We start from the raw sequence: 23,868 nt of genomic DNA, 5'->3' as shown, positions 1-23,868 counted from the left end.
CTAAAATTTAAAAGTATAACTCAGGTATGGCAATGTTCTGAATAGACTATACTGATATAACTGTAACGGGTAAACGTCCGAATTGTCAAAATAAGAGAACTGGTCAAAGCTCACAATAAAAGGATTGCTGCGGTTATAAATATTGTACAATCCGCCGGAGATCACATGATGAAAGCGTTTTTCTGCGCCCAGGTTCAGCGTGGCACCGATATCCAGGTGATGTACAGCATGCAAACGATAATTATTCAGCCGGGCAATATAAGGGAGATAGTTCACCTGATAGGTGGAGAACGGAGAATAGCGCTCATCCAGGTATCCTTTGATATTCCTGCCCCAGTCGAAGTCCGGGAATATCTGTACCGGCAGTGTGAATGGAGCACCGGAAGCGTACTTCCAGGAAGTAGACAGGCTCCATTTCTCATTGAACCGGTATTTAAGCGCCAGCGAAAGATTGTGACGCCGGTCTTCTTTGTAAGGGAACATCTTACCGGCATTCAGCTTATCAAACTGCCGCCAGGCCCAGGATAAGGTATAGGAAAAAATACCGGTGAGTTTTCCCTGTGTTTTTTCTACCAATACCTCACTGCCATAGTTATAACCATTGCCGGCGATTACTTTTTTCTCCCAGAGATCCGAGTTATCGAAGATGTTCAGTACTGTATTGGTGGTAACAATATCTTTCAGTTGTTTGTAATAGAGGTTTACATTAAACCGCCATTGGTTGCTCCATTGCCGCTGGTAGGCCAGGCTGTAGGAGAAGGCATGTTCTGGTTTGATATTTTCGGTACTGGGTACCCAGAGATCGGTGGGCAGGTTGATCACCGGCGTTGTCAGCTGGTGTACAAACTGCGTCATTTTCGAAAACGAAGCCTGAATATATTGGGAGCGAGGTAGTTTCCAGCGTACCATGATCCTTGGCTGTGCGCTGGCATAAAAAGAAGTTTGTTGGGCCAGTGCGCCGAAATGTAGTCCCGGCCGCACAATCAGCCGGTCGTTCAGCAGGCTGAGTTCATCTTCCGCATAGGCGGAAAACTCGGACATATAGTAAATGGGTGCTTTCCGCTGCATGGCTTCCCCGGCTGAAATATTGTTATGGTATGCGGTGGGTGCAAAGTTATGATACGTATAGCTGCCTCCGAAGGAAATATGATGATTGTTATTTACTGCGTATTCTGTTTCATTCCGGAGGGCAATATCCCGGATCCTGGAAATACCTTTTCCTCTTACAAACAGGGAGTCGTAAAAGGAGAGGGGGATTACAGAGTTTTGTGTAAACAGGTTATAGAAACGGCTATAGGTGGCGGTAGTATTCGAGAATATTTTTGGATTAATCACCCTCGTCCATTTTACGGCCGCAGTGATATTGGTCCAGTCAAAGTTGTAATCATCAAACAGCTGGATGATCGGGTTTTCGCTTCTGATAAACATCTTATCCTGTCCCTTGTAGAAACTCACATAGATTCGGTTTTTGTTATCGATGATCTGGTTGAGCTTAAAGTTCACGTCGTAGAGGTAGTATTTACCATAGTCATTGAGGAGTGTACTGCCATACAGTACATCTACCAGGGATCTTCTTACGGAAAGGGAAACGGAGCTTTTGTTTTTCACGATCGGGCCTTCCAGTAAAATGCTGGCGGAAACGGGGCTAACGGTGGTGCTGCCATGCCATTCCTTCATGTTACCGTCTTTGGTCCGGATATCCACTACAGAGGAAAGACGTCCGCCATAGCGGGCGGGGAATGCATCTTTATACAAAGACACATCTTTAACGGCATCTCCATTGAAGATGGAGAATAATCCGAACAGATGGCCGGTATGATAGAGGGGCACGCCATCGAGCAGGTAGAGGTTCTGGTCGGCGCCGCCACCCCTGATCAGCAGGTTACTGCTGCTTTCGAGGGAGCTGCTGGCTCCGGGGTAGAGCTGTAATGATTTCAGTACGTCCTTTTCGCCCAGCAAGGCAGGAAAGTTGGATACGTAGCCCACCGGCATGTTGATGTAACCTGCCTGGGCATTGACATCTTCCTTTTCGCCATTCACCACCACCGTCTGTAACATGCCACGGGTTTCCAGGTGGATGTCCAGTTGTCCGTCGTCGGGTGGGGGCAGGCGTTGAAATAAGGGTTTATAGCTGATGTGTGAAAAAACCACTCCCTGACAGGTATCTGGTACCTGTAAGCTATAAAATCCGAAGGCATTGGTTTCTGTCCCTTTCCTGGTAACCGGGTCATAGACGGAGGCGCCGATGATCAGTTCATTACTGTTCATCTCCTTTACGAAACCGCTGATGGTATAATATTGTACCTGTGAACTTTCCCTGAGCAGGAAAATTTTCCCGTTCAGGGCCGCAGCCTGGATGCCGGTGCCTTGGAGGATGGCGTTCAATACTGCGCCGGTGGTGTGTTCGGTACCACTTAGCTGTACTTTTTTATTCAGGTGAAGAAAACTGGAACTATAGGATACATTGATCCCGGTGGCCTTCTGCAGATCCTGGATGTAGAAGAGAATAGTTCCCTGCCTGGATGGCGGGGTATAACTTTGTTGCAGTATGTCCTTTTCCCCATTCTGTGCCAGCAGGAATTGTGTAGGCAACAGTAACAGGAAAATAAAAAATATAAGGAAAAATGGTTTTGGTTGTCTACTGACTGATGACGATCGAATCGCCATTTTCTTGATAATGGAAACCAAGCAATAGTTGTAATTCATGCAAAACATCATCACAGGACTGATTCCGGAAGGTGATCGTAGCTTTTTGCTGCGATGCAGTTTCCCTGTATTTTTCATCAATCCTGATATCTTTTGCGTAAAAGTCGGCTAATTGTGGCAATATTTCAAACAAGCTCTGGTCATTAAATTGCAAAATCCCGGTTTTCCAGGCTATAAAGTTAAGATTGCTGTTGTCCCGGGCGTATAATTGCCCGTTGCCCCATACGCCACGCTGGCCACCATTAAGGATAACAGCGGTGGTATCGCCCTCTGTACCCAGTTTTACGCTACCAGAAGCAACGATAACAGCAGTGCTGTCTTTCCCGGTTTGCACAGTAAAAGAGGTACCAAGTACTTCCACTACGGATTTATTGGGAGTTTTTATGAGAAACGGATGTCCGGGATCGCTGGCCACTTCGAAGAAGGCTTCTCCCTCCAGTTCCACGATACGCTGGTCGTGATGATAACCGTTGATATAGCGGATTTTGGCACCCTGACGCAGGGTAACCATTGATTTGTCTGGTAATTCCAGGCTTTTTATTTTGCCATCGTTGGCAGAAAGTTCATGTTTTTTGAGGGTAGACCGGGTTTCCAGCCACCATGCACCGGCTGTCAGCAGCATGATAATAGCGGCTGCCGCAGCATATTTTGTATAAAGTATTCTAACCCTGGATGGTGTCGGCTGGATGGCCGCGTCCGTTTTTTGCCAGGCCGCCGCAGTATTGTATTGCCGTTGTGAACCGGCAACAGCAGGGCTGTCTTGCCATAATTTTGCAAGGATCGCATATTCTGTCCTGTTTTCGGGAGATGCCTCCAGCCATCTTTGCAACGCAGCTGTTTCAGCTGTGGTACATTGACCGGACAGATTCTTTGCGATTATTTCATGCAGATAGGTGTCAAATTGCTCCATAATACAGTGTGTGCTCTTCTATATAACGTTACATCATCAGCGAACCCTCTATCAGGGTATAAATATTTTTAACATAAAAAGGATCCCTACCGGTAAACCGTATTGCTGCAAATACTTGCGTAACAGTTTTAAAGCCCGTCCCATATAGTTTTCAACGGTTTTGGCCGAAAGTCCCAATTTGGCCGCTGTCTGCTGGTGGGTCATCCCCTGTATCCGGCAACAGTTAAAAACTTCCCTGCATTGTGGTGGGAGGTTGGCAATCGCTTCGTATATCAGTTGCTCATAGTAAGGCTTGGCATTTTCTACTTCCTTCGCCTGCGGATCTTCCGCTGTTTCCAATGTCCACTCAAATCCTTTATTCCCTGCATCTTCTGTATTCTGTTTGCGCAATACAGAAATTGAATTATTACGGACCGCCCGGAAAAGATAAGCCTTAATATTTGGAATGTCTATCAATTGCTGATGCTTTTCCCAAAGACGGATAAAAGTTTCCTGCACCACATCCTCTGCCGCTGCATCATCTTTCAGAAAACTATAGGCATAGTTACATAGATCGTTGTACTGCGAGTGAAATAACTCTTTATATGCCTGGTAAGAAGGTGATGTAATCATTTAACCTTCAATAAGTTTAAGTATATGAAATGATCGTTGCGAATGTAACCATCTTTTTGAAAACAACCACCATTTGAACATAATGAATATTATTTTTTTCAGAAGGGATAGAGGGAAATGAAATTCTCTGCGTCAGCAATATAACAGCTATCCCTATATGTTTTTTGAATGTTCTAGTTTTTTTTAGTTGTGTTTTTAAAACCGGGGTTGCATAGGTTTTGTGCAACCCTTCTTTTCTACCTCCCCTTGTAGTATTTTTGACCAATCCGGATTTACCACTAAGATGTCCTTATCAAGGGCATCTTATATCCATACCCTTCCACTTGTTTTGTTGTCCTTATTAGCCTGTACAATATTATTTTATCAGATTATAATGCTGTTTTAACGATTTTTTGCAATCCATTGCAATGGCCTGTAAATTGGCTCCCGGATTACCTAAAACACCCTCTGGAATGCAACTACATTGGACGAAACAAATTTCCACGGGCATATTACTGGTGGCTCTTACCACCCAGATGGCCAACGCTCAGCAAAAAAATAATATCTACCAGGACGGATGGATAGACTTCAACAAAAATAACCGCAAAGATATTTTTGAAGATCCCCGTCAGCCGGTAGACAAACGGATTCAGGACCTCCTTTCACAGATGACCCTGGAGGAGAAAACCTGCCAGATGGCTACCCTTTACGGGTACGGACGTGTATTAAAAGATGAAATGCCGAATGCCGGCTGGAAAGACCAGGTATGGAAAGACGGTATCGCCAACATTGACGAAGAACTTAATAGTCTGCCTTATAACAGGAAAGCACAAACGGAGTATTCGTATCCCTTCAGCAAACATGCTACGGCTATTAATACAGTACAACGCTGGTTTGTGGAGCAAACACGCCTGGGCATCCCGGTAGATTTTACCAATGAAGGTATTCACGGGCTGTGCCAGGACAGGGCCACACCACTCTGTGCGCCCATCGGCATTGGCAGTACGTGGAACAAGGCACTGGTAAGCCGCGCCGGGCATATCGTAGGCCGCGAGGCTAAACTGCTCGGCTATACGAATGTATATGTACCCATCCTCGACCCAGCCAGAGATCCACGTTGGGGAAGGGTAGTGGAATGTTACGGAGAAGATCCCTTTCTCGTAGCTGAACTGGGCAAGCAAATGACGCTCGGAGTACAGGACGAAGGCGTAGCTGCCACCCTGAAACACTTCGCCGTTTACAGCGTTCCCAAAGGCGGCCGCGATGGAGATGCCCGCACAGATCCACATGTGGCCCCGAGAGAAATGCACCAGATCTACCTGTACCCGTTCCGCCGCGTTATTATGGAAGCGCATCCCATGGGCGTAATGAGCAGCTACAACGATTACGACGGTGTACCCATTACCGGTAGCTATTATTTCTTAACACAATTGCTCCGCCAGGCATACGGCTTCACCGGCTATGTAGTATCTGACAGCGAAGCCGTAGAATATCTTTTCAGTAAACACCATGTTGCCGCAGATTATAAAGAAGCGGTGCGGCAGGTGGTGGAAGCTGGTTTAAACGTACGCACCAACTTCACACCACCGGAACAGTTTATTATGCCGCTGCGCGAGTTGGTAAAAGAAGGCAAGGTATCCATGAAAACCATCGACAGCCGCGTAGCGGATGTATTGCGCGTGAAATTCCGCCTTGGACTCTTTGACCAGCCTTACACTAATCCAAAACTGGCCGATAAAGGCGTGCATACGCCGGAAGACGAAGCATTCGCCCTGCAACTCAATCGTGAATCACTGGTATTGCTGAAGAATGATAAAGAAATGCTGCCACTGAATAAACAACAGGTAAAACATATCCTGGTAACAGGGCCGCTGGCTGACGCCACCACCCATGCGGTAAGCCGCTATGGCCCCTCCAATAATAAGGTGGTATCCGTTCTGGAAGGAATCCGTCAATATGCCGGCAAAGACATAGACATACAGTATACACCCGGCTGTGATATCGTCAACCCCGGCTGGCCTGGCACCGAACTGGTGCCCACGCCACTGGACGCCACAGAACAAGCCAGTATAGCCGAGGCCGTTAGTAAGGCCAAAGCTGCCGATGTGATCATCGCCGTAGTCGGAGAAGATGAAAAGCGGGTAGGAGAAAGCCTGTCACGCACTGATCTTTCGCTGCCGGGCCGCCAGCTCCAGCTGCTGCAGGCATTGCATGCCACCGGAAAACCGGTGATCGCCGTACTCATCAACGGACAACCGCTTACTATCAACTGGGAACAACAAAACCTCCCGGCCATACTGGAAGCCTGGTTTCCTGGCCCGCAAGGTGGGACAGCCATCGCAGAAACACTCTTCGGTGATTACAATCCCGGTGGGCGTCTCTCAGTTACCTTCCCTAAAACAATGGGACAAATAGAGCTGAACTTCCCATTCAAGCCCGGATCACACGCCGGACAACCATCTTCAGGTAATAACGGTTACGGTCGTACGAGTGTAAACGGCGCCCTGTATCCGTTCGGATTCGGTCTCAGTTACACGTCGTTCGCCTACAGCAATCTCGTGGTAACACCGGAGAAACAAGCCAGTCAGGGCGATATACAGGTCAGCGTGGATATCACGAACACGGGTAAACGTAAAGGCGATGAGGTAGTACAACTCTACCTGAAAGATAAAATAAGCAGTGTTACCACCTACGTGATGCAACTGCGTGGCTTTGAGCGTATTTCCCTGGAACCGGGAGAAAAGAAGACGCTTCATTTTGTGCTTCATCCGGATGACCTGGCTCTCCTGGACCGCAATATGAACTGGACCGTGGAACCCGGCGAATTTGAAGTGCTGGTAGGCGCTTCTTCAGAAGATATTAAACTGAAAAAAGGTTTCGTTATAGAATAAATGATGCCCGGTGTGCATAGAAAGGGGGGAAGGCCGCTGGTCTTCCCCCTTCGTTTTTATTCCGTATTTTTAAGTAAAACCATGTAAGATGTCCGGAACTTTCTCAAAACTGAAGAACGCATACCACTTGCTGAAGAGCATTGACTTTGCCATGCTGGCCAAACTTTCAGAAAAGGTAGACCTGCCCAAAGTCATGGAGTCGGTAGCTAAAATGGATGAAACACAACTGAACGGATTAATGAAGATGCTGAGCAGCCGTGGCAAAAAGAAGGAGTTGCCACCGATAGAGGGCGACTTCTACGACATCAGCAGCCGGCTTAATGCGGAAGACCGGGCACTGCAGCTGAAAGTACGGGCTTTTATGGAGAAGGAAATCCAGCCTATCGTCAATGAATATTGGCTGAAAGCCGAATTCCCTTTTGAAATCATTGCCAAATTCCGGGAACTGAATATCTGCGGCGTTACCTACGAAGGCTACGGGTGCCCTAACCGTTCCTTTCTTATGGAAGGGATTATAGCGATGGAAATGGCGCGGATAGACGCTTCTGTGGCTACTTTCTTTGGTGTACAGAGTGGTCTTGCTATGGGCTCTATTTATATGCTGGGCTCTGAAGCACAAAAGCAGGAGTGGCTGCCGGGCATGCAACAACTGAACATTATCGGCGCCTTTGGATTAACGGAACCGGAAGTAGGATCGGGCACAGCCGGTGGTCTAACTACTACGGCTAAACGGGAAGGAGATACCTGGGTACTGAATGGACAGAAGAAATGGATTGGTAACGCCACCTTTGCCGACGTGATCATCATCTGGGCGCGGGACCTGGACGATAATCAGGTGAAAGGATTTCTGCTGAGAAAGGACACCCCCGGTTTCAGCGTGGAAAAGATTCATGATAAAATGGCCCTGCGCATTGTGCAGAACGGCCTGATTACCCTGAAAGACTGCCGGATCGCTGAGTCGGACCGTTTGCAAAACGCATCGTCGTTTAAGGATACGGCCAAAGTATTGCGCATGACCCGCGCAGGCGTAGCCTGGGAAGCTGTTGGCTGTGCACGTGGCGCCTATGAAAATGCATTGGCGTATACCCGTTCGCGTAAACAGTTCGGTAAGCCTATCGCGGCTTTCCAACTGATCCAGGGACACCTGGTGGAAATGCTGTCGAATCTTACGGCCATGCAAACCATGGTATTCCGCTTGTCTGAAATACAGGATGCCGGTAACCTGAAAGACGAGCACGCTTCGCTGGCCAAGGTGTTCTGTACGCTCCGTACCCGCGATGTAGTGAGCAGGGCCCGGGAAGTGATGGGCGGCAATGGTATTCTGCTGGAATACAATGTAGCCCGCTTTGTAGCAGATGCGGAAGCCATCTATTCCTATGAAGGTACCAAGGAGATCAATTCACTTATTGTGGGCCGCGCTATTACTGGATTCAGTGCATTTGTATAAAATATCAGATCTTTTTTATAGTTTAAATGCCTCATTGTGGACTATGCCGCAACTAACATTTAATCCGGACCCGATATGACTTCTTCGAACAGACGTAACTTTCTCAGGAATGTTTCCCTGGGAACCTTTGCAGCACTCAGTATACCAGATATTGTGGCAGCTGCTATCGTGACTGAAAAGCCAAAAAAGATAACACTGAAAAATGAAAGTGTGGTTTTGTTCCAGGGCGATTCCATCACAGATGCCGGCCGTAAACGCGACAACGATCAGCCTAATGCCGGTGGTGCGCTGGGAGGCGGTTACGCCCTGATGGCGGCATCTACTTTACTCCTGAAGAATGCCGGCAAAAACCTCAAAATATATAATAAGGGGATCAGTGGTAATAAAGTATTTCAACTGGCGGAGCGCTGGGATATTGACTGTTTGGTTATCAAACCGGATGTACTCAGCATCCTTGTTGGCGTAAATGATTTCTGGCATACCCTGAACGGTAATTATAAAGGCACCATCAAAAATTACCGGGAAGATTATGAGAAACTGCTGGCCAATACCAAACAACAATTGCCCGATGTACAACTGATCATTGGAGAGCCTTTCGCCGTAAAAGGCGTGAAAGCCGTGGATGAAAAGTGGTACCCGGCCTTTGATGAATACCGGGTGGCCGCTCGTGAAATAGCGGAGAAATACCAGGCTACCTTCATTCCTTACCAGTCTGTTTTTGACAAAGCACAGAAATCAGCGCCAGGTTCTTACTGGACTGGCGACGGAGTACATCCCAGCGTAGCGGGCGCCCAACTGATGGCAGAAGCCTGGCTGCAATGCGTAAAATAAATGATTGTGAAAGCTGACCGGCGTACTGCTCGGTCAGCTTTTATTTTATCCCGAAGCCCAACATGGGAAGAGCCTCTACCTGTCAGATACTGATGAGTTGTCTTTATATTGTACTTCCTGCATTCCCCTGAGAAGCATTGTTCCCCCTCCGCCCTTACCCTCATTTTTTGTTTTAAGTACTTCTACTGAGAGATGAAATGCGCGTGCCTACTAGCTTTGCACCCATTAACCCCTTTGTTTAACAAGTTATATTTTTATCATGAGAAAATTATTGAGATGTTATCGGAAGGATGCTATCCTGTTTTTGGTGGCCTTTCTGAGTGTGCTGTTTTTTACACAATGCAAAAAAGACAAGAACAAACCTGCCCAGGACGTGATGAACGCCAATTTCCTGGTAGGAAAGAAATGGCAGATCAAAGCGATGACAATTACCCCTGGATTTGGAGGCGAAACGGTAACGGATATTTATAAGGGAATGGCCGGCTGTTCGAAAGATGACTATGTGGTGTACTATGCTGATGGTACGGGCAGTGAAGACGAGGGGCCTACTAAATGCGATGAAAATCTGCCCCAGCAGCGCAGCTTTATATGGAAGCTGAGCGCAGACGGAACGTTAGACCAGCCGGTAGACGACGATTTCATTGGCACCTGGAAAGCGGTAAAGAAAAGTGCCACCTCCTTTACCATTACGGGTACCGGCAAAATCAGTGATGATACGGTGATCCGCACAATGGTAGTTACCTGCGAAGCTATTTAATCAACCAGGTCTGAATTTTTGATGTTTGCAACAGTGCTGTTTTCATTAGCATAAACTCCGCAGGATCTGCATATCCTGCCGGTTAGTGAGGAATCACAGCTTCCCTTCCGGGAGGCTGTTCTTTTATCTGCTCCTTTCTTTTATTACATTTGTTTCATTACATGAAAATCTGAAATTCCGGTTATGAAACAAATAGGTATCTTACTGATGATGTTAGGAGTAAATACAGCAATCTTCGCGCAGCAGCGCACCATTCATCTCTGGCCTGCGGCAGTGCCGGGGGAAACGGCTGCGAAACAGGCGGCAAAAACAACAGCAGATGGCAGCAATAATGTTACCCGTCTCACGGATGTAACAGATCCCATCCTTGAAGTATTTCCGGCGCCTGCGGGCAACAGTAATGGGGTAGGGGTTATTATCTGCCCGGGTGGTGGCTATAGCATTCTGGCTATTAACCTGGAGGGGTACGAAGTAGCTGCCTGGCTCAATAAACTGGGTTATACCGCTTTTGTGCTGCAGTACCGTGTACCAAAGAAAGAAGCAGGCGCTTTGCAGGATGCACAACGCGCTATCCGCCTGGTACGCAGCCGTGCAGCAGAATGGAACCTTCAGCCGGAAAAGGTAGGTATCATGGGCTTTTCCGCAGGCGGGAGTCTTACTGCCAGAGCTGCCACGCTTTATAACGTGAATACCTATACGCCAGTTGATAAGGCCGATTCTTTGCCGGCCCGTCCTGCATTTGGCGCACTCATTTATCCTGCTTATCTTGATAAAGGCGAAAACAGAACGCTTACCCCCGAACTGAAAGTAAACAGCGCCACACCTCCGTTATTCCTTTTTGCTACAGCCGATGATCCCTATGGTAACAGCGCCCTGGTGATGGCGGGCGCACTCCGCGACGCGAAAGTGCCGGTGGAACTCCATTTTTACGCCAATGGCGGTCATGGATACGGCTTGCGAAACGGTAACACCGCAGGAGAAGCATGGCCCGCCCTCATGGAGAAATGGCTGAAAACTGCAGCGAAGTAATCTTCCTTAAATTATAACTTCTCATTAGTGGCCTTTCGTGTGAATATTTGGCTAAATTTGACGCACTATAAAACCTGTTATTATGGGAATTTTTGATAAACTCAGGAATGAATTTATTGACATTATTGAGTGGACGGATGCGTCTACAGACACCATTGTGTGGAAGTTTCCCCGTTACCAGAATGAAATAAAAATGAACGCCAAGCTCACCGTACGTGAATCACAGGTGGCTGTTTTTATGAATGAAGGTAAAATCGCTGATGTATTTCAACCCGGTATGTATACGCTGACTACACAGAATATGCCCATACTGAGTACTTTACAGGGATGGAAATATGGCTTCAACAGCCCCTTTAAAGCAGATGTGTTCTTCGTGAGCATGCGGCAGTTTACCAACCAGAAATGGGGTACTAAAAACCCGGTCATGCTGCGTGATGCAGAGTTTGGGCCTGTCCGCCTCCGTGCTTTCGGTAGTTATGCTTTCCGTGTAAAAGATGCTGCCGGCTTCCTGAAGGAAGTAGCTGCCACCAACCCGGAATTCACTGTAGAAGGCATCAACGAGCAACTGCGTAATCTCGCAGTTTCCCGTGGTATGGAAGCTGTTGCAGAAGCAAAGATTCCTGTACTTGATCTCGCAGCCAATTACGAAGAAGTATCTGCGCATATCACCGGTAAAATCGGAACAGAATTCAATGAACTTGGGTTGGAACTGACAAAGTTCCTGATAGAAAATATTTCCCTGCCACCAGAAGTGGAAACCGCACTGGACAAACGCAGCAGCATGGGTATTGTTGGAAATCTGGGTGCATATGCACAATTCCAGGCAGCCAACTCCATGGAGAAAGCAGCGGAAAACCCTTCCGGCGGAGGCCTCGCAGCAGCCGGCCTGGGTGCGGGCATGGGCGCCGCCATGATGGGACAGGTAGGTAATATCTTCCAGAATAATAACCAGCAAGCTGCTAATACCGGTGCAGGAGCGCCGCCGCCATTACCAGGTGCTACGCCCTTTTTTGTGGCCATAGATGGTAAACAAGGCGGTCCTTTTGATATGGAACAACTCCGGCAACTGGCTGCAGCAGGAAGCCTGAGCGCTAATACCCTTGTATGGAAAACCGGCATGGCTGCATGGGCTGCCGCCAGTACCGTACCTGATCTGGCACCTGTGTTAGCGACCGTACCACCACCATTACCTTAATTTGATAGTGCAACCGGCAGCCACGGGCAGCCGGTTGCACTATCATATCCACCATATAGTTCCTATGTCTTTCGAGGAAAAAACAAGTGAAACAGTTAACTCGCTGAAATGCCAGAACTGTGGCGCCATATTGCATTATGCCCCGGGTACCAACAGCCTGAAATGCGAATACTGTGGTACCGTGAATCAGATCGAAGATGATACACTGTCTGCTGCTATTCGCCCTGTTGACTACGACGACTTTATCGCCTCCCAACAAAATCATACAGAAGCCACCCAACAGGCTGTTGTGGTGAAATGTGTCAGTTGCGGCGCTTCTACTACCATGCTGCCCAATGTCACCGCCGACTCCTGTCCGTTCTGTGCTTCGCCGCTGGTGATAGATACAGTTCAGACCACCAGTATCCTGCAACCACATTATGTACTGCCTTTTGTGGTCACGGATAAACAGGCTGTCAGCCATTTCCAGACCTGGATGGGAAAACTCTGGTTTGCACCATCGGACCTGGTAAAGCGTGTGAAAGATGGCTCTTCTCAGCAATTGAAAGGTATCTATATTCCCCACTGGAGTTATGACACTGATACGGATACACAGTATAGCGGCTCGCGGGGCGAGTATTATTATACTACCGAAACGTATACCGTAGAAGTAAACGGCAAAACAGAAACCCGCACCCGGGAGGTAAGACATACTGCATGGTATCCGGCTTCCGGCCGGGTAGAGAACAACTTCCGGGATATACTGGTGTCTGCCAGTCCCTCGCTGCCACGCAAAATGGCGGAGATACTGGAACCCTGGCTGCTGGACCAGTTGAAGAAGTATGATGGCCGTTACCTGAGTGGCTTCCGGGCGGAAATATACCAGACCGACGCCCAACAGGCACTGGTAATTGCCAAAAAAAGGATGGTACCCGCTATCGAAAGCGAAATCTGCAACGATATCGGCGGGGATACACAGCGAATAGATAACTACGACGTGGATTATAATAGCCTCGGCGTAAAATACCTGTTGCTGCCTGTCTGGATCAGCGCCTACCGCTATAAAAATAAACTCTATCATTTCGTGGTGAATGCCTGCACCGGTGAAGTAACCGGTGATCGACCCTACAGTTGGATGAAGATCGTAGGCCTTATTCTGGGGATCATCTTCGGTATCTTTGTTTTGTACGCGATTGCCCAGTCTCAATAAATAGAACTAGTTATATATGATGGTTATTGTGTCTTCAACCACGCAATAACCATTTTTTTTGCGCGCTCTGGGGAAAACAGTCTACATCATTTTATAGTCAGTCCGCTTCATATCTTCCTATAAAACCCTTTGCTACAAAGGGTTTTCATTGTTGTTGGGTTTAAGGGTACCGTTTTTGCAAAGTTGACAGCGTAAACAGGCATACCGATTACAAAACCCAAAACAACACACAATATGAAAAAGTTATTAATCGTATCAGCAACATTTTTAGCCGTATGGATGGCACAATCCTGCGGTGACAGTGCGAAAAACCCACAGTCAGAAAAACCGGTAGACAGCGCCCAGAATATCAACGAAACCGTTAAACCGGTAGATGAGAAATCATCTCAGTTCGCTGTTGACGCAGCCAATGCAGGTATGAAGGAAGTAGCTTTAGGTAAACTGGCACAGGAAAAAGGGCAGAGTGAAAGAGTAAAAGCCTTTGGTACGTTAATGGTAAACGACCATACAAAAGCAGGTGATGAACTGAAAGCACTGGCACTGAAAGAAAACATAACCCTGCCCGGTGAATTATCTACAGAAGATAAAAAGCATATCGAAGATATGTCTAAGAAAACAGGCAAGGACTTCGATAAACATTATATCGATATGATGGTAGACGGTCACGATAAAGTTGTAAGTGAATTTGAAAAAGCTTCCGACAACGTAACCGATGAAGGTCTGAAAACATGGGCCCGTAATACATTGCCTACTTTAAAGGCGCACCAGGATTCTGCGAAAGCCATTAAAGACGGCTTAAAGAAATAAGCAAAGGATTATCAGTGAATCCAGAGAATAGCAATGATAGCTTCAAGGGCCAGCACCTTGAAGCTTTGCTTTTTTAGTGAGGGAGTCTGGATTGCACCGCACCATATACCCAGGTGCCTGCAATAGCACTTAATAAGGTAATACCTACTACGGTAAAACCGGTTCCTATCTGTGCGAAAAGCGGTCCAGGACAAGCGCCTGTGATGGCCCATCCCAATCCGAAAATTAATCCGCCGAAGATCTGTCCCTTGTCAAATTTTTTGGGTGTTACCGATATGGGTTCACCTGCAATGGTTTTCATATTAAACCGTTTGATGAGTTGCAGTGAGATAATGCCGGTGACTACCGCCGTACCTATTACGCCGTACATGTGAAAGGACGTCAGCTGAAACATTTCCTGGATCCGGAACCAGCTGATCACCTGTGCTTTTACCAGCACAATACCAAAGAAAATACCTGCTACCAGGAACTTTATATTTTTCATCTTAGTTAAACCATTTAAAGAAGTAAGGGATCAGGAGATTGGCACTAAAGAAACCACCCGCCATAAAACAGCAGGTTGCTACGAGTGAAGGCCATTGCAGGTTTGACAACCCCATAATAGAATGACCGGACGTGCAACCGCCCGCATAGCGGGTACCAAAGCCTACAAGGAATCCTCCCAGCACAAAAAAGATTCCTCCTTTCCAGGTAAAAAGATTTGACCAGCTGAATATTTCCGGAGGCAATAATGCGGAATAATCATGTACGCCGTAGTTGGCCAGTCGTTCCTGAGTGGCAGCTGCTACCTGTATGTCGTTCCCATCCTGCAGGAAATGCCCGGCCAGGAAACCGCCGATTACAATACCGCCTACAAAAAAGAGGTTCCAGGACTCTTTTTTCCAGTCGTATTTAAAGAAGGTGATATCTGCCGGGAAGCAGGCCGCGCAGATATGCCGCAGCGAAGAGGAAATACCAAAGGCCTTATTACCCAGCAGGAGCAGCACCGGGACCGTGAGGCCAATCAGTAACCCCGACACGGACCAGTGCCAGGGCTGCTGTATGAATTTTAAAAGTTGCATAGAAAAGGAATTTAGGAATATATAAAAGACTTATAAAAGATCATTGTATTCGGGATGTCTTTTCATATAGGCATTCACGTAAGGGCAGTAGGGTTTTACTTTCAGGTGGTGTTCCCGCGCATATTCCAGTACATATTTTGCCAGTTGACCTGCGATGCCTTTGCCTTCCAGTTCGGGTGGCACTTCGGTATGCACAAAGGCGATACCACCCGGGAACAGCGTATAGGCGATCAGTGAAGTATGGCCATCGACCACGGTTTCAAACTGATGTTTGGCTTCATTATTTCTGATGGTGAGTTCCATATAGCAAATGATTAGGCTTTATCAGAGAAGTTGATTTTTGTATGGGTACCGTCGCAGTAGGGTTTGTTGGAAGACGCACCGCAGCGGCAGAAGGCCGTTACTTTATTCTTATGCGTTTCATGACCGGCAGCATCGCGTACAATGATATTGCCGTATACCAGCAACGGTCCGTTGGGTGTAGGCTCCACAATGCTTTCAGCGGAGATCTGTGGTTCCACACCGCCCTGCGCCGCTACGTCTGCATTCATGAAGTAGGTGAGAGCGCCCGAAGGGCATTGTTTTACCTGCGATACAATTGCTTCCGTAGTGGCGGCTTCCGCGTGAATCCACGGCTTCTGGTTGGGATTGAATACCTCCGGAAGACCGTGAAAGCACATCTCCGAATGGATACATACATTGGGTTTCCATACAATGGTCACGGCGCCATTGCTGTAGTGTTTGGTGATGTCTTTCATGGTTATACAACTTTTGTGTTCATGATGATCGGGTTGCTCAGCACTTTATGGATAGGGCAGGACTGCGATATCTGTTGCAGTTTGTCCAGTTGTTCGGCGCTGAGGTCTCCGGTAAAATGAATCTCCATATCAATGACGGTGGTAAGTGGATCCGGCTTGGCGGCGGCATTAAACCGGAGTTCAATTTCTATATTCTCCACCGGCCACTTCTTCCGGTCGGCATACATCTTTACCGTAATAGCGGTGCAGGCGGCAAGGCTGCTGAGGAGCAGTTCCCCTGGCTGAGGACCGGTGTCGTCGCCACCTGCTGCGGTGGGTTCGTCTGCCAGCCAGCGGTGGTCTCTGGCTTCAATAGATACCTGGTAAGGGTGACCGGATAAACTTACTTTTACTTCCTGATCCATGTGATATGTTTACTGAAAATTTTCTTTGATCCATTGTGCTGCCAGCGTAACATCCTGTTGCACCAGGTTATGACCGGTGGGCAGATCGAAGGTACTTACTTTAAAGCCATTGCCGCTCAACAGCGCCGCATAAGCCGCTGTAGCTGCAGGATTCACTGTACCGTCTGCAGTGCCGGAACTCATAAACACCGGTTGCTGCCGCTGCGTTTCAAACGGATCTTCAATTCCGCCGAGAGGCTGCATGGGCCGGAACAATACCGCTCCTGCCAGCAATTCCGGGTAGAGGATCAGCGTAGCGCCGGCAATATTGGCGCCGTTGGAATAACCCACTGCAATCAGTTTATTAACATCAAAGCCTTCGATGGTGGCCAGTTCTTTAATAAAATGCACCATTTCGTGCGTTCTGAAATGTACGTCTTCTTCGTCAAATACGCCCATGCCTAAACGACGGAAGAACCTTGGCATGCCATGTTCCTGGACATTGCCTCTCAGGCTCAGTATATTGTAGCCCTTGCCCAGTGACCGGGCCAGAGGTAATAAATCCCGTTCGTCGCCTCCCGTGCCATGCAACAGCAATAACGTATAGGCGGTGGGGTTTCCCACCGGCTCGTATACATATTGCATTGGTCTGAAATCCATATTAGTCCAGTTTAATCAGTTTCTTTATAATCTCTTCCCGCTGTGGTTCAAACTGGGGTGGTAACATCAGGTGTGTACCCAGTTCTGCTGCCGGTTCATCTACCGTAAATCCGGGTGTATCGGTGGCCAGTTCAAACAACACGCCGCCTGGCTCTCTGAAATAAACAGACCGGAAATATTTACGGTCCAGTTGTGGCGTAGCGTTTAAGCCACGGTCTTCCAGCAACTGGCGGTAGTGCTGCTGCATCGCATCGTCTTTCATCCGGAAGGCAATATGATGTACGCTGCCACCGGCTACATGTCCACGGGGTTCTCCTTTGGCTTCCACCAGGTCAATGAAGTTGGCGGTTTCGCCGGCCGGACTGGCAAAGCGGTAACGGTTGGTATGATGTTTCACCAGTTGATAACCGAAAACGGATACCAGCAGATCAGCGGTAGGCTGCACTTCTTCCAGGGTGAGTGTAACATGATGAAAGCCGCGTGTGGCATATTCTTCTGTTACTTCCTTTGTTGTCCACGGTGTTCTTGGATCTGGCTTGTCCGGTACGGTCAGTTCCACTTTTAAACCATCGGGATCAATAAAGGTCAGGTACACTTCCCCAAATTTGGAAGAAGGTTTATTATAGATAATATTTTCTTTTTCCAATCTTTTTAACCAGAAGTCAATGCTGCCTTCCGGTATGCTATAGCCTACCTCGGTCGCCATATGCGTACCTCTGCGGCCGGCTGATATGTCTTCCCAGGGGAAGAATGTCAGGATGGTGCCGGGAGTGCCGGTTTCATCGCCATAGTAAAAGTGATAGGTGTGCGGGTCATCAAAATTGACCGTCTTCTTTACAAAACGTAATCCCATCACACGGGTATAAAAATCATAGTTCTTTTTAGCATTGCCTGAAATGGCCGTGATATGATGCAGGCCTGTAATCTTGTCCATAGTTCCTTTATTTAAGCGTGTGTCTGGTAAATGCAGTGGAAGGTTATCCCACTGCATTTACAATCTTCTTACTGCTTCTTGATCAATTGTACTTCACCGTTTATTTTTACTTCGTCACCCACCAGCACACCACCGGTTTCCGTAGCTGCGTTCCAGTTAAGGCCAAAGTCCTTCCGGTTGATTTTGCCGTTGATGGTGAAACCCGCTTTGGTATTGCCCCAGGGATCTTTTACCACTCCTCCGAATTCTACCGCCAGTTTGATGTTTTTAGTCACCCCACGGATGGTCAGATCACCGTACAGTTCATAAGAACCATCGTTGTCTACATTCTCATATTTGGTGGCAACGAAGACGATATCTTTATAGGCGTTTACATCAAAGAAATCAGGGGAACGAAGGTGCTTGTCGCGGTCAGCACTACCCGTTGAAATAGAATCTATATCTACTGCTACTCTCACTTTTGCAGTCATGAAATCCTCTTCTTCTGTTTCCGCATCTACCGTGAAGTTGTTAAACTTACCATTGATGTTGGTGATCATCAGGTGACGGATTTTAAATCCGAGTTCACTGTGACTGGCGTCGGCGACCCATTGTTGTTTTGCCATAAGTAAATGTAGTTTTATAATGAATCAATGAAATTAGGATGCTGCGAAAACCGCTGCAGGTCTATATTTAAACAAGATCAATCACATATTGTTTAATCTTTTCCTACACAAAGATCGGGTGCTGACAGTTGGGTTCAAATGGATCAAATACTCATAATGATGTACTTTTTGTGTCTCTTCTTAAAGATAATAAATATAACGATAACCCCTTTGTTATCAAATGATGTATAATTTTTTTCAAATACTTCAAACATTATTCATGAAATATTGTTTTGAGGTGTTAGGGTCAAACGGGTGACCTTCCTGATGAAAAGAAAACCGTATGAGATATTACTTGCTTTTAGTTCCGTTATTGCCAGTATTGTATGCACAGGGCCAGCAAAACGGGAAACCGCTAACTTTAAAGGAATGTTACCAACTTGCAAAACAGGGCAACACGCTGGTGCAGCAGGCGCAACGATCGCTGAAAGCCAGGGAATATAACCTCCAGGCGGAAAACCGCTCTTATTACCCGAAAGTAGATCTCCTGGCTGGTTATAACTATCTCGGAAAACCGCTGGAAATAAACCTGCAACAGGTAAAAGACGGGGTGGTAAACGGCTCGTCTGCGCAAAGCGTCAATACGGCTAATACCGTATATCAGCAGATCACCGGGCAGCCACTCCCGCAGAATGTACAGGATGTGATCTATAACGCAACAAAAGGTTTGTTGAATACCTTTTATCCTGATTACAATCCGGCACTGGCCAAGCAATCTTATTTCACTGCAGCCCTGGCACTCCGGCAACCCATTTATCTTGGAGGAAAGATTACTGCTGCCCAGCAACTAGCCAAAACACAGGTGACCGCCGGGCAGTTCAATCAACAGGTGGTGGAAAAGGGACTTTATTTTGCCATCAGCGCCCAATACCTCCGCATCCTCTATCTTAATACCATTCTTGCCCACGAAGCTGTTATTGTTGAATCTTTTAAAAAGAACCGGGACTACGCCACTTCTCTGAAAGATAACCAGATCCTGCCACCTTACCTGCTCAATTGGGCCAGGGTGTCTCTTGTACAGGCCACCAACCGGTACAGTAACCTGGAACTGGAAAAAGAAAATGCCCTGCTGGAACTTAACGACCTGTTGGGCCAACCCATAGAAACACCCATCGAAATCAATGATACCCTGCAATATGAACTGAAGCCAGTTACAGCAACCGGCGAGATGGAACTAATGCGGAATAATCCAACCTATCGGCTGGTGGAAAATAAAACAGACCTGGCCAATGTAGCCGTAAAGGCGTCGCGCTCCCTGGCACTTCCTAATATCTTTGCTATTGGTAGCCTGAACCTCTATCAGAAAGACTTGCCGGTAACTATACCGCCATGGCTGATTGGTGTGGAAATGCAATGGAACCTCTTCGACGGCTTCCAGAAATATAAACGGACCAAAGCCAGCAAAATGTTGGTAGAGGAAGCCCAGATGGCCGCACTCAATACCAAAACCTCCCTGGAACTGCAACTACGGGTAGCTATGAATAAAATGAAGGCATTGCAGAATGATGTGGCTTCCCTTGATAGCGCCCGGCAACAGGCACATCTTACCACCACCCTGGTAACAGACCGTATGCAAAACCAGTTGTCATCTGTAAAGGATGTAAACGACGCCCTGCTCCAGGAAGAGGAAATGCAGAAGATCTATTATACCGCCGTAATGGGTTACTACCTGGCACTGGCGCAATACTGGAATGTAATAGGTACACCGGAACAATTCGCTGAATACGTTGACAGATAAACAGATATTTTTCATGAGAGCTGTATTAAAAAATTATTGGGCCCTGCTGATCCCCATCGTTATTCTGATCATTGCGCTGTTCTTTTTTATCAGGAAACCATCAGCAACGGATAAATCAGTGATAGGCATGGTGGATGCAGACTACGTGGATGTGGCAGCTGAATTTCCCGGCCGGCTGGACAGCCTGCTCGTGAAACAAGGCGACACCATCCGCCGTGGACAGTTACTCGGCGTGCTCCGTTCTACCGAAATAAATGCTATCCGTAATCAGGCCGAAGCCGCCATCGACGCCGCGAAAGGGCAGCTTACCCTCTTGCAGAAAGGCGCCAGACCGGAAGCCATCAAGGCCGCCGATAATCTCTACAATATCACCCAGCAACAATATGAGCTGATGCAGAAAACCTATCAGCGCATGCAGAACCTCTTTAATGATGATGTGATTTCCGGCCAGGAAAAAGACCTTGTGTACTTTAAATTGCAGGCAGCCAAAAAAGAAATGGAAACGGCGAAACTCAATATGGATATGCTGCAACAAGGCAGCCGGCCCGAACTGATTACTACCGCCTCCGCTATAGTACGACAGGCAGAACAAGGTTACGAACTCACCAAAGCCTTATCGGATAACACGTATATCCATGCCCCTGCAGATGGCGTGATCAGCTCCATGGTAATCCAGGAGGGAGAAGTGGTGGCCATCGGTTATCCGTTAATGACCATCCAGAAACCATCTACCTATCATATTACTTATAACATCCGGCAGGATAACATGAATGATTTCCCGTTAGGGTCCAAAAAACAAGTGACGGTTCCGGGTTGTGATCCGGAAAATTTTGAGGTGGTAGTCAGCAAAGTATCGCCATCCCTTACTTTCGCCAACTGGGTGCCTGTAAAAGAACAGGGGAAATTTGAACTGCGCACCTTTACCGTGGAACTTAAACCTGTAAACGAGACCGGTATCAAAGGACTCCGTCCTGGTATGACCGCCTCCATGAACCTGCCATAATGCGTACCATTATTCATATCGCTATCAGGGAGTGGAAACGTATCGTGAGCCTCCCGGAGTATTACCTGGTGCTGCTGGTGCTACCACCGGCCATTAGCTTTTTGTATGGGTTTATGTATGACAAGCAGATGGCCAGTGATCAACCGGTTGCTATCTGGGACGAAGCCCGTTCCCCGCTGTCCAGGCAGTTTACCTTCCTGCTGGAAGAAACAGAAAGTATTCATATTACGACCCAGGTAGATAACGAGGTGACGCTGCAAAAACTGATTCAACAAGGTAAGATACAGGCGGCAGTTCATTTTCCGAAGGATATGGATGCGCATATCAAAAGCCGGCAACCCGTGTACATTACCCTTTACACTAATGCGGCCTCCATGGTAACGGCCAAACTGATTTACCGCGATGCTGCCAAAGTATTGATCACTGCCGGTTCCGGCGTAATTCTTCAGAAGCTGGTAAAGACGGGCATGCCTTCCGGTAAAGCCATGGCGCTGGTACAGCCTATCAAACTGGATACCTATATCCTGTACAATCCGCAATACAATTACCAGAAATACCTGGTGCCGGGGCTGATTGCAGTGGGCTTGCAGATGATGATCATTATGGCCACCATACTGGCGCTCAACCTGGAAATAAAGAAAGGCACGTTTTACGAATTGCAGGAACTGGCCGGCAACTCGGCTTCCAATATCCTGCTGGGAAAAGGCCTGGCCTACCTGAGCGTGGGCTGGCTGCATTATATCCTGGCTACCTGTATCGTGTATCCGTTTTTTGCGCAGGGACATATCGGCGGCTCGTTTGCATTGTTTATCCTGTTTTCCGTACTGATTATGGCCTGTATCAGCATCGGTATGATGGTGTCGGCCATTCTGAATGATGTGATGGTGGCCTGTGATGTAGGCCTGTTCTATACTTCGCCGACTTTTGTATTCAGTGGGTTTACCTTTCCCCGATGGGCCATGCCCTGGTACGACCAGTACTATGCATGGCTGATGCCTTTTACGCCTTTTATAGAAGGGTTTTACAAAACGTATTTCATGGAATTGCCTTTGCATTATGCGTATAGGGAGCTGGCGCAATTGCTGCTCTATATCGTGGTTACTTTTCCCATTGCACTGTTTTTCCTCCAGCATAAACTGAATAAACCCAGATTGCAACATGCGTGATTTTTTTCGTCAGATAGGTAGGTTGTTCCTTCGGGAAGTGAAGCTGGTGGCTACTAACCACAGTCTGCTGCTCACGTTGCTGCTGGCGCCGGTGGTATATGCTTTTTTCTATGGGAGTATTTATCAATATAAAGTAGAGGAGAAGGTGTTGCTGGCCGTGGCTGATGATGATAAAAGCGAATTGTCACGGGCCTTTATTCAGCAGATGAATCACCTGCAAACGGTGAGCGTAGAAATGGCGGGCGATTTGCCGGATGCACAGGAAAAAATGTACTATGGCCATTGTATGGGCTATATCTACCTGCCTGCCGGGTTACAAAAAAAGATCCTGGCATTGCAGCAGGGGGATATTGTGCTGGCGGTAAACGGGGCGCGCTTTCTGCCTTCCAGTGAGTTGGCAGGATCGCTGACTACACTGGCCCTCACGGTAGGCGCGGGAGTGAGACTTAAATACAACGAAGCGCAGGGGCTTAATACAAAAATGGCCATGCAGGAAACACAGCCGGTAAACCTGGATTACCGTCCGTTATACAATACCCGCCTGAGTTATGGCGCCTTTCTTTTACCCGGTATCCTGGCGCTGATTCTGCAACAGATCCTCCTGATTGGTACCTGTGAAAGCGTGGCTTATGAGAAAGAAACCGGCAATGTGCCGCTGGTGGTGCAAATGGGAGGGGGGAGCCTGTCGGTGACCCTCTGGGGCAAAGGTCTTTTTTATATGTTGCTATTCCTTTGTTATGCGTTTTTCTTTCTGACGGTCAATTTTTCCACCCTGGAGGTGCCATTCAGAGGGCATCCGGGAGATGTGGCCCTGCTCTTTGTGCTCTTTTTCTTCACCCTTATTCCCATGGGCTTCTGGTTGGGCAGCATGTTTCCTAACCAACTGGTGGCAGCACAGATGATGGTGTTTTCCACGTATCCCATTTTCCTGATTGCGGGGTATGCCTGGCCGTATGATTCGTTACCGCTGCCGCTGCAATGGGTTTCTTCTATGGTGCCCACCACGCCGTTTATGCGTGTATACCAGTCTATCGTGCAATCCGGTGGTACATTGAAAGATAATTACGCGACTGTACTGCATTTGCTGGCGTTGTCGGCCTTCTACACCTTGCTGGCATTGCTTGGATTAAGACGTTTGTATAAGCGCCAACAATCCATATCTTTGTAA

At 47.6% G+C, this 23,868-nt stretch carries 23 protein-coding genes; 12 read left to right on the top strand and 11 right to left on the bottom strand.

Going from position 1 to position 23,868, the window contains the following annotated elements; genetic code table 11:
* From BMW79_RS19945 to BMW79_RS19935, 3 genes are read right to left on the bottom strand one after another with little or no spacing between them, the layout of a single operon-like run.
* Complete coding sequence (locus BMW79_RS19945; protein WP_177192257.1) at nt 1–2,592, bottom strand: TonB-dependent receptor; 2,592 nt, start codon at nt 2,590–2,592, stop codon at nt 1–3.
* 46 nt (nt 2,593–2,638) lie between these two features.
* Nucleotides 2,639–3,616 (bottom strand): FecR family protein, encoded by a 978-nt coding sequence (locus BMW79_RS19940; protein ID WP_089897398.1) that lies wholly within the window; start codon nt 3,614–3,616, stop codon nt 2,639–2,641.
* 51 nt (nt 3,617–3,667) lie between these two features.
* Complete coding sequence (locus BMW79_RS19935) at nt 3,668–4,228, bottom strand: RNA polymerase sigma-70 factor (protein WP_089897397.1); 561 nt, start codon at nt 4,226–4,228, stop codon at nt 3,668–3,670.
* 452 nt (nt 4,229–4,680) lie between these two features.
* Here BMW79_RS19935 and BMW79_RS19930 point away from each other — a divergent pair, with 452 nt between their 5' ends.
* The 8 genes from BMW79_RS19930 to BMW79_RS19895 all read left to right on the top strand — a co-directional run bounded on the left by BMW79_RS19930 (nt 4,681) and on the right by BMW79_RS19895 (nt 14,353).
* Nucleotides 4,681–7,098 carry a glycoside hydrolase family 3 C-terminal domain-containing protein gene (locus BMW79_RS19930; protein ID WP_089897396.1) on the top strand — a complete coding sequence of 806 codons (2,418 nt, stop codon included), beginning with the start codon at nt 4,681–4,683 and terminating at the stop codon, nt 7,096–7,098.
* 88 nt (nt 7,099–7,186) lie between these two features.
* Nucleotides 7,187–8,545 (top strand): acyl-CoA dehydrogenase family protein, encoded by a 1,359-nt coding sequence (locus BMW79_RS19925; RefSeq protein WP_089897395.1) that lies wholly within the window; start codon nt 7,187–7,189, stop codon nt 8,543–8,545.
* Nucleotides 8,546–8,620: 75 nt separating this feature from the next.
* A complete protein-coding gene (locus tag BMW79_RS19920; RefSeq protein WP_089897394.1) occupies nt 8,621–9,376 on the top strand; it encodes an SGNH/GDSL hydrolase family protein in 756 nt (251 codons plus the stop codon).
* Nucleotides 9,377–9,635: 259 nt separating this feature from the next.
* Entirely contained in the window at nt 9,636–10,133 is a 498-nt protein-coding gene (locus BMW79_RS19915) for a hypothetical protein (protein WP_089897393.1), read from the top strand.
* 183 nt (nt 10,134–10,316) lie between these two features.
* Nucleotides 10,317–11,162 (top strand): alpha/beta hydrolase, encoded by an 846-nt coding sequence (locus BMW79_RS19910; RefSeq protein ID WP_089897392.1) that lies wholly within the window; start codon nt 10,317–10,319, stop codon nt 11,160–11,162.
* Between the two features lie 82 nt (nt 11,163–11,244).
* Nucleotides 11,245–12,357 carry an SPFH domain-containing protein gene (locus BMW79_RS19905; protein ID WP_089897391.1) on the top strand — a complete coding sequence of 371 codons (1,113 nt, stop codon included), beginning with the start codon at nt 11,245–11,247 and terminating at the stop codon, nt 12,355–12,357.
* A 64-nt stretch (nt 12,358–12,421) separates the two neighbouring features.
* Nucleotides 12,422–13,546 carry a zinc finger domain-containing protein gene (locus BMW79_RS19900; RefSeq protein WP_089897390.1) on the top strand — a complete coding sequence of 375 codons (1,125 nt, stop codon included), beginning with the start codon at nt 12,422–12,424 and terminating at the stop codon, nt 13,544–13,546.
* A gap of 234 nt (nt 13,547–13,780) precedes the next feature.
* Nucleotides 13,781–14,353 (top strand): DUF4142 domain-containing protein, encoded by a 573-nt coding sequence (locus tag BMW79_RS19895; protein ID WP_089897389.1) that lies wholly within the window; start codon nt 13,781–13,783, stop codon nt 14,351–14,353.
* 73 nt (nt 14,354–14,426) lie between these two features.
* Here BMW79_RS19895 and BMW79_RS19890 read toward each other — a convergent pair whose 3' ends face one another.
* The 8 genes from BMW79_RS19890 to BMW79_RS19855 all read right to left on the bottom strand — a co-directional run bounded on the left by BMW79_RS19890 (nt 14,427) and on the right by BMW79_RS19855 (nt 18,754).
* On the bottom strand, nt 14,427–14,837 hold the full coding sequence (locus tag BMW79_RS19890) for a DUF6691 family protein (protein WP_089897388.1): 411 nt from the start codon (nt 14,835–14,837) through the stop codon (nt 14,427–14,429).
* Between the two features lies 1 nt (nt 14,838).
* Nucleotides 14,839–15,414, bottom strand: a complete 576-nt coding sequence (locus BMW79_RS19885; RefSeq protein WP_089897387.1) for a YeeE/YedE family protein — start codon at nt 15,412–15,414, stop codon at nt 14,839–14,841.
* A 30-nt stretch (nt 15,415–15,444) separates the two neighbouring features.
* Nucleotides 15,445–15,717, bottom strand: a complete 273-nt coding sequence (locus tag BMW79_RS19880) for a GNAT family N-acetyltransferase (protein ID WP_089897386.1) — start codon at nt 15,715–15,717, stop codon at nt 15,445–15,447.
* Nucleotides 15,718–15,728: 11 nt separating this feature from the next.
* The gene (locus BMW79_RS19875; protein WP_089897385.1) at nt 15,729–16,172 is read right to left on the bottom strand and encodes a (4Fe-4S)-binding protein; all 444 of its coding nucleotides are present in this window, start codon (nt 16,170–16,172) and stop codon (nt 15,729–15,731) included.
* 2 nt (nt 16,173–16,174) lie between these two features.
* Nucleotides 16,175–16,576 carry an OsmC family protein gene (locus tag BMW79_RS19870; protein ID WP_089897384.1) on the bottom strand — a complete coding sequence of 134 codons (402 nt, stop codon included), beginning with the start codon at nt 16,574–16,576 and terminating at the stop codon, nt 16,175–16,177.
* Between the two features lie 9 nt (nt 16,577–16,585).
* Nucleotides 16,586–17,215: an alpha/beta hydrolase gene (locus BMW79_RS19865; RefSeq protein ID WP_089897383.1), complete on the bottom strand. Its 630-nt coding sequence runs from the start codon at nt 17,213–17,215 to the stop codon at nt 16,586–16,588.
* Between the two features lies 1 nt (nt 17,216).
* A complete protein-coding gene (locus BMW79_RS19860; RefSeq protein WP_089897382.1) occupies nt 17,217–18,149 on the bottom strand; it encodes a ring-cleaving dioxygenase in 933 nt (310 codons plus the stop codon).
* A 68-nt stretch (nt 18,150–18,217) separates the two neighbouring features.
* The gene (locus BMW79_RS19855) at nt 18,218–18,754 is read right to left on the bottom strand and encodes a YceI family protein (protein ID WP_089897381.1); all 537 of its coding nucleotides are present in this window, start codon (nt 18,752–18,754) and stop codon (nt 18,218–18,220) included.
* Nucleotides 18,755–19,076: 322 nt separating this feature from the next.
* Between BMW79_RS19855 and BMW79_RS19850 the strand changes: the two genes are divergently transcribed.
* Genes BMW79_RS19850 through BMW79_RS19835 form a run of 4 tightly spaced genes read left to right on the top strand, consistent with a single transcriptional unit; the run spans nt 19,077 to nt 23,868 of the window.
* The gene (locus BMW79_RS19850) at nt 19,077–20,531 is read left to right on the top strand and encodes a TolC family protein (RefSeq protein ID WP_089897380.1); all 1,455 of its coding nucleotides are present in this window, start codon (nt 19,077–19,079) and stop codon (nt 20,529–20,531) included.
* Nucleotides 20,532–20,544: 13 nt separating this feature from the next.
* Entirely contained in the window at nt 20,545–21,534 is a 990-nt protein-coding gene (locus BMW79_RS19845; RefSeq protein ID WP_089897379.1) for an HlyD family secretion protein, read from the top strand.
* Nucleotides 21,534–22,700 carry an ABC transporter permease gene (locus tag BMW79_RS19840; RefSeq protein ID WP_177192256.1) on the top strand — a complete coding sequence of 389 codons (1,167 nt, stop codon included), beginning with the start codon at nt 21,534–21,536 and terminating at the stop codon, nt 22,698–22,700. Before BMW79_RS19845 ends, BMW79_RS19840 begins: the two co-directional genes overlap by 1 nt.
* Nucleotides 22,693–23,868, top strand: coding sequence for an ABC transporter permease (locus BMW79_RS19835; protein ID WP_089897377.1), 1,176 nt, complete (start codon nt 22,693–22,695; stop codon nt 23,866–23,868). Before BMW79_RS19840 ends, BMW79_RS19835 begins: the two co-directional genes overlap by 8 nt.

Source organism: Chitinophaga arvensicola (genome assembly GCF_900110835.1).
Taxonomy (GTDB): domain Bacteria; phylum Bacteroidota; class Bacteroidia; order Chitinophagales; family Chitinophagaceae; genus Chitinophaga; species Chitinophaga arvensicola.
This window is presented reverse-complemented; position numbering and strand designations above follow the sequence as displayed.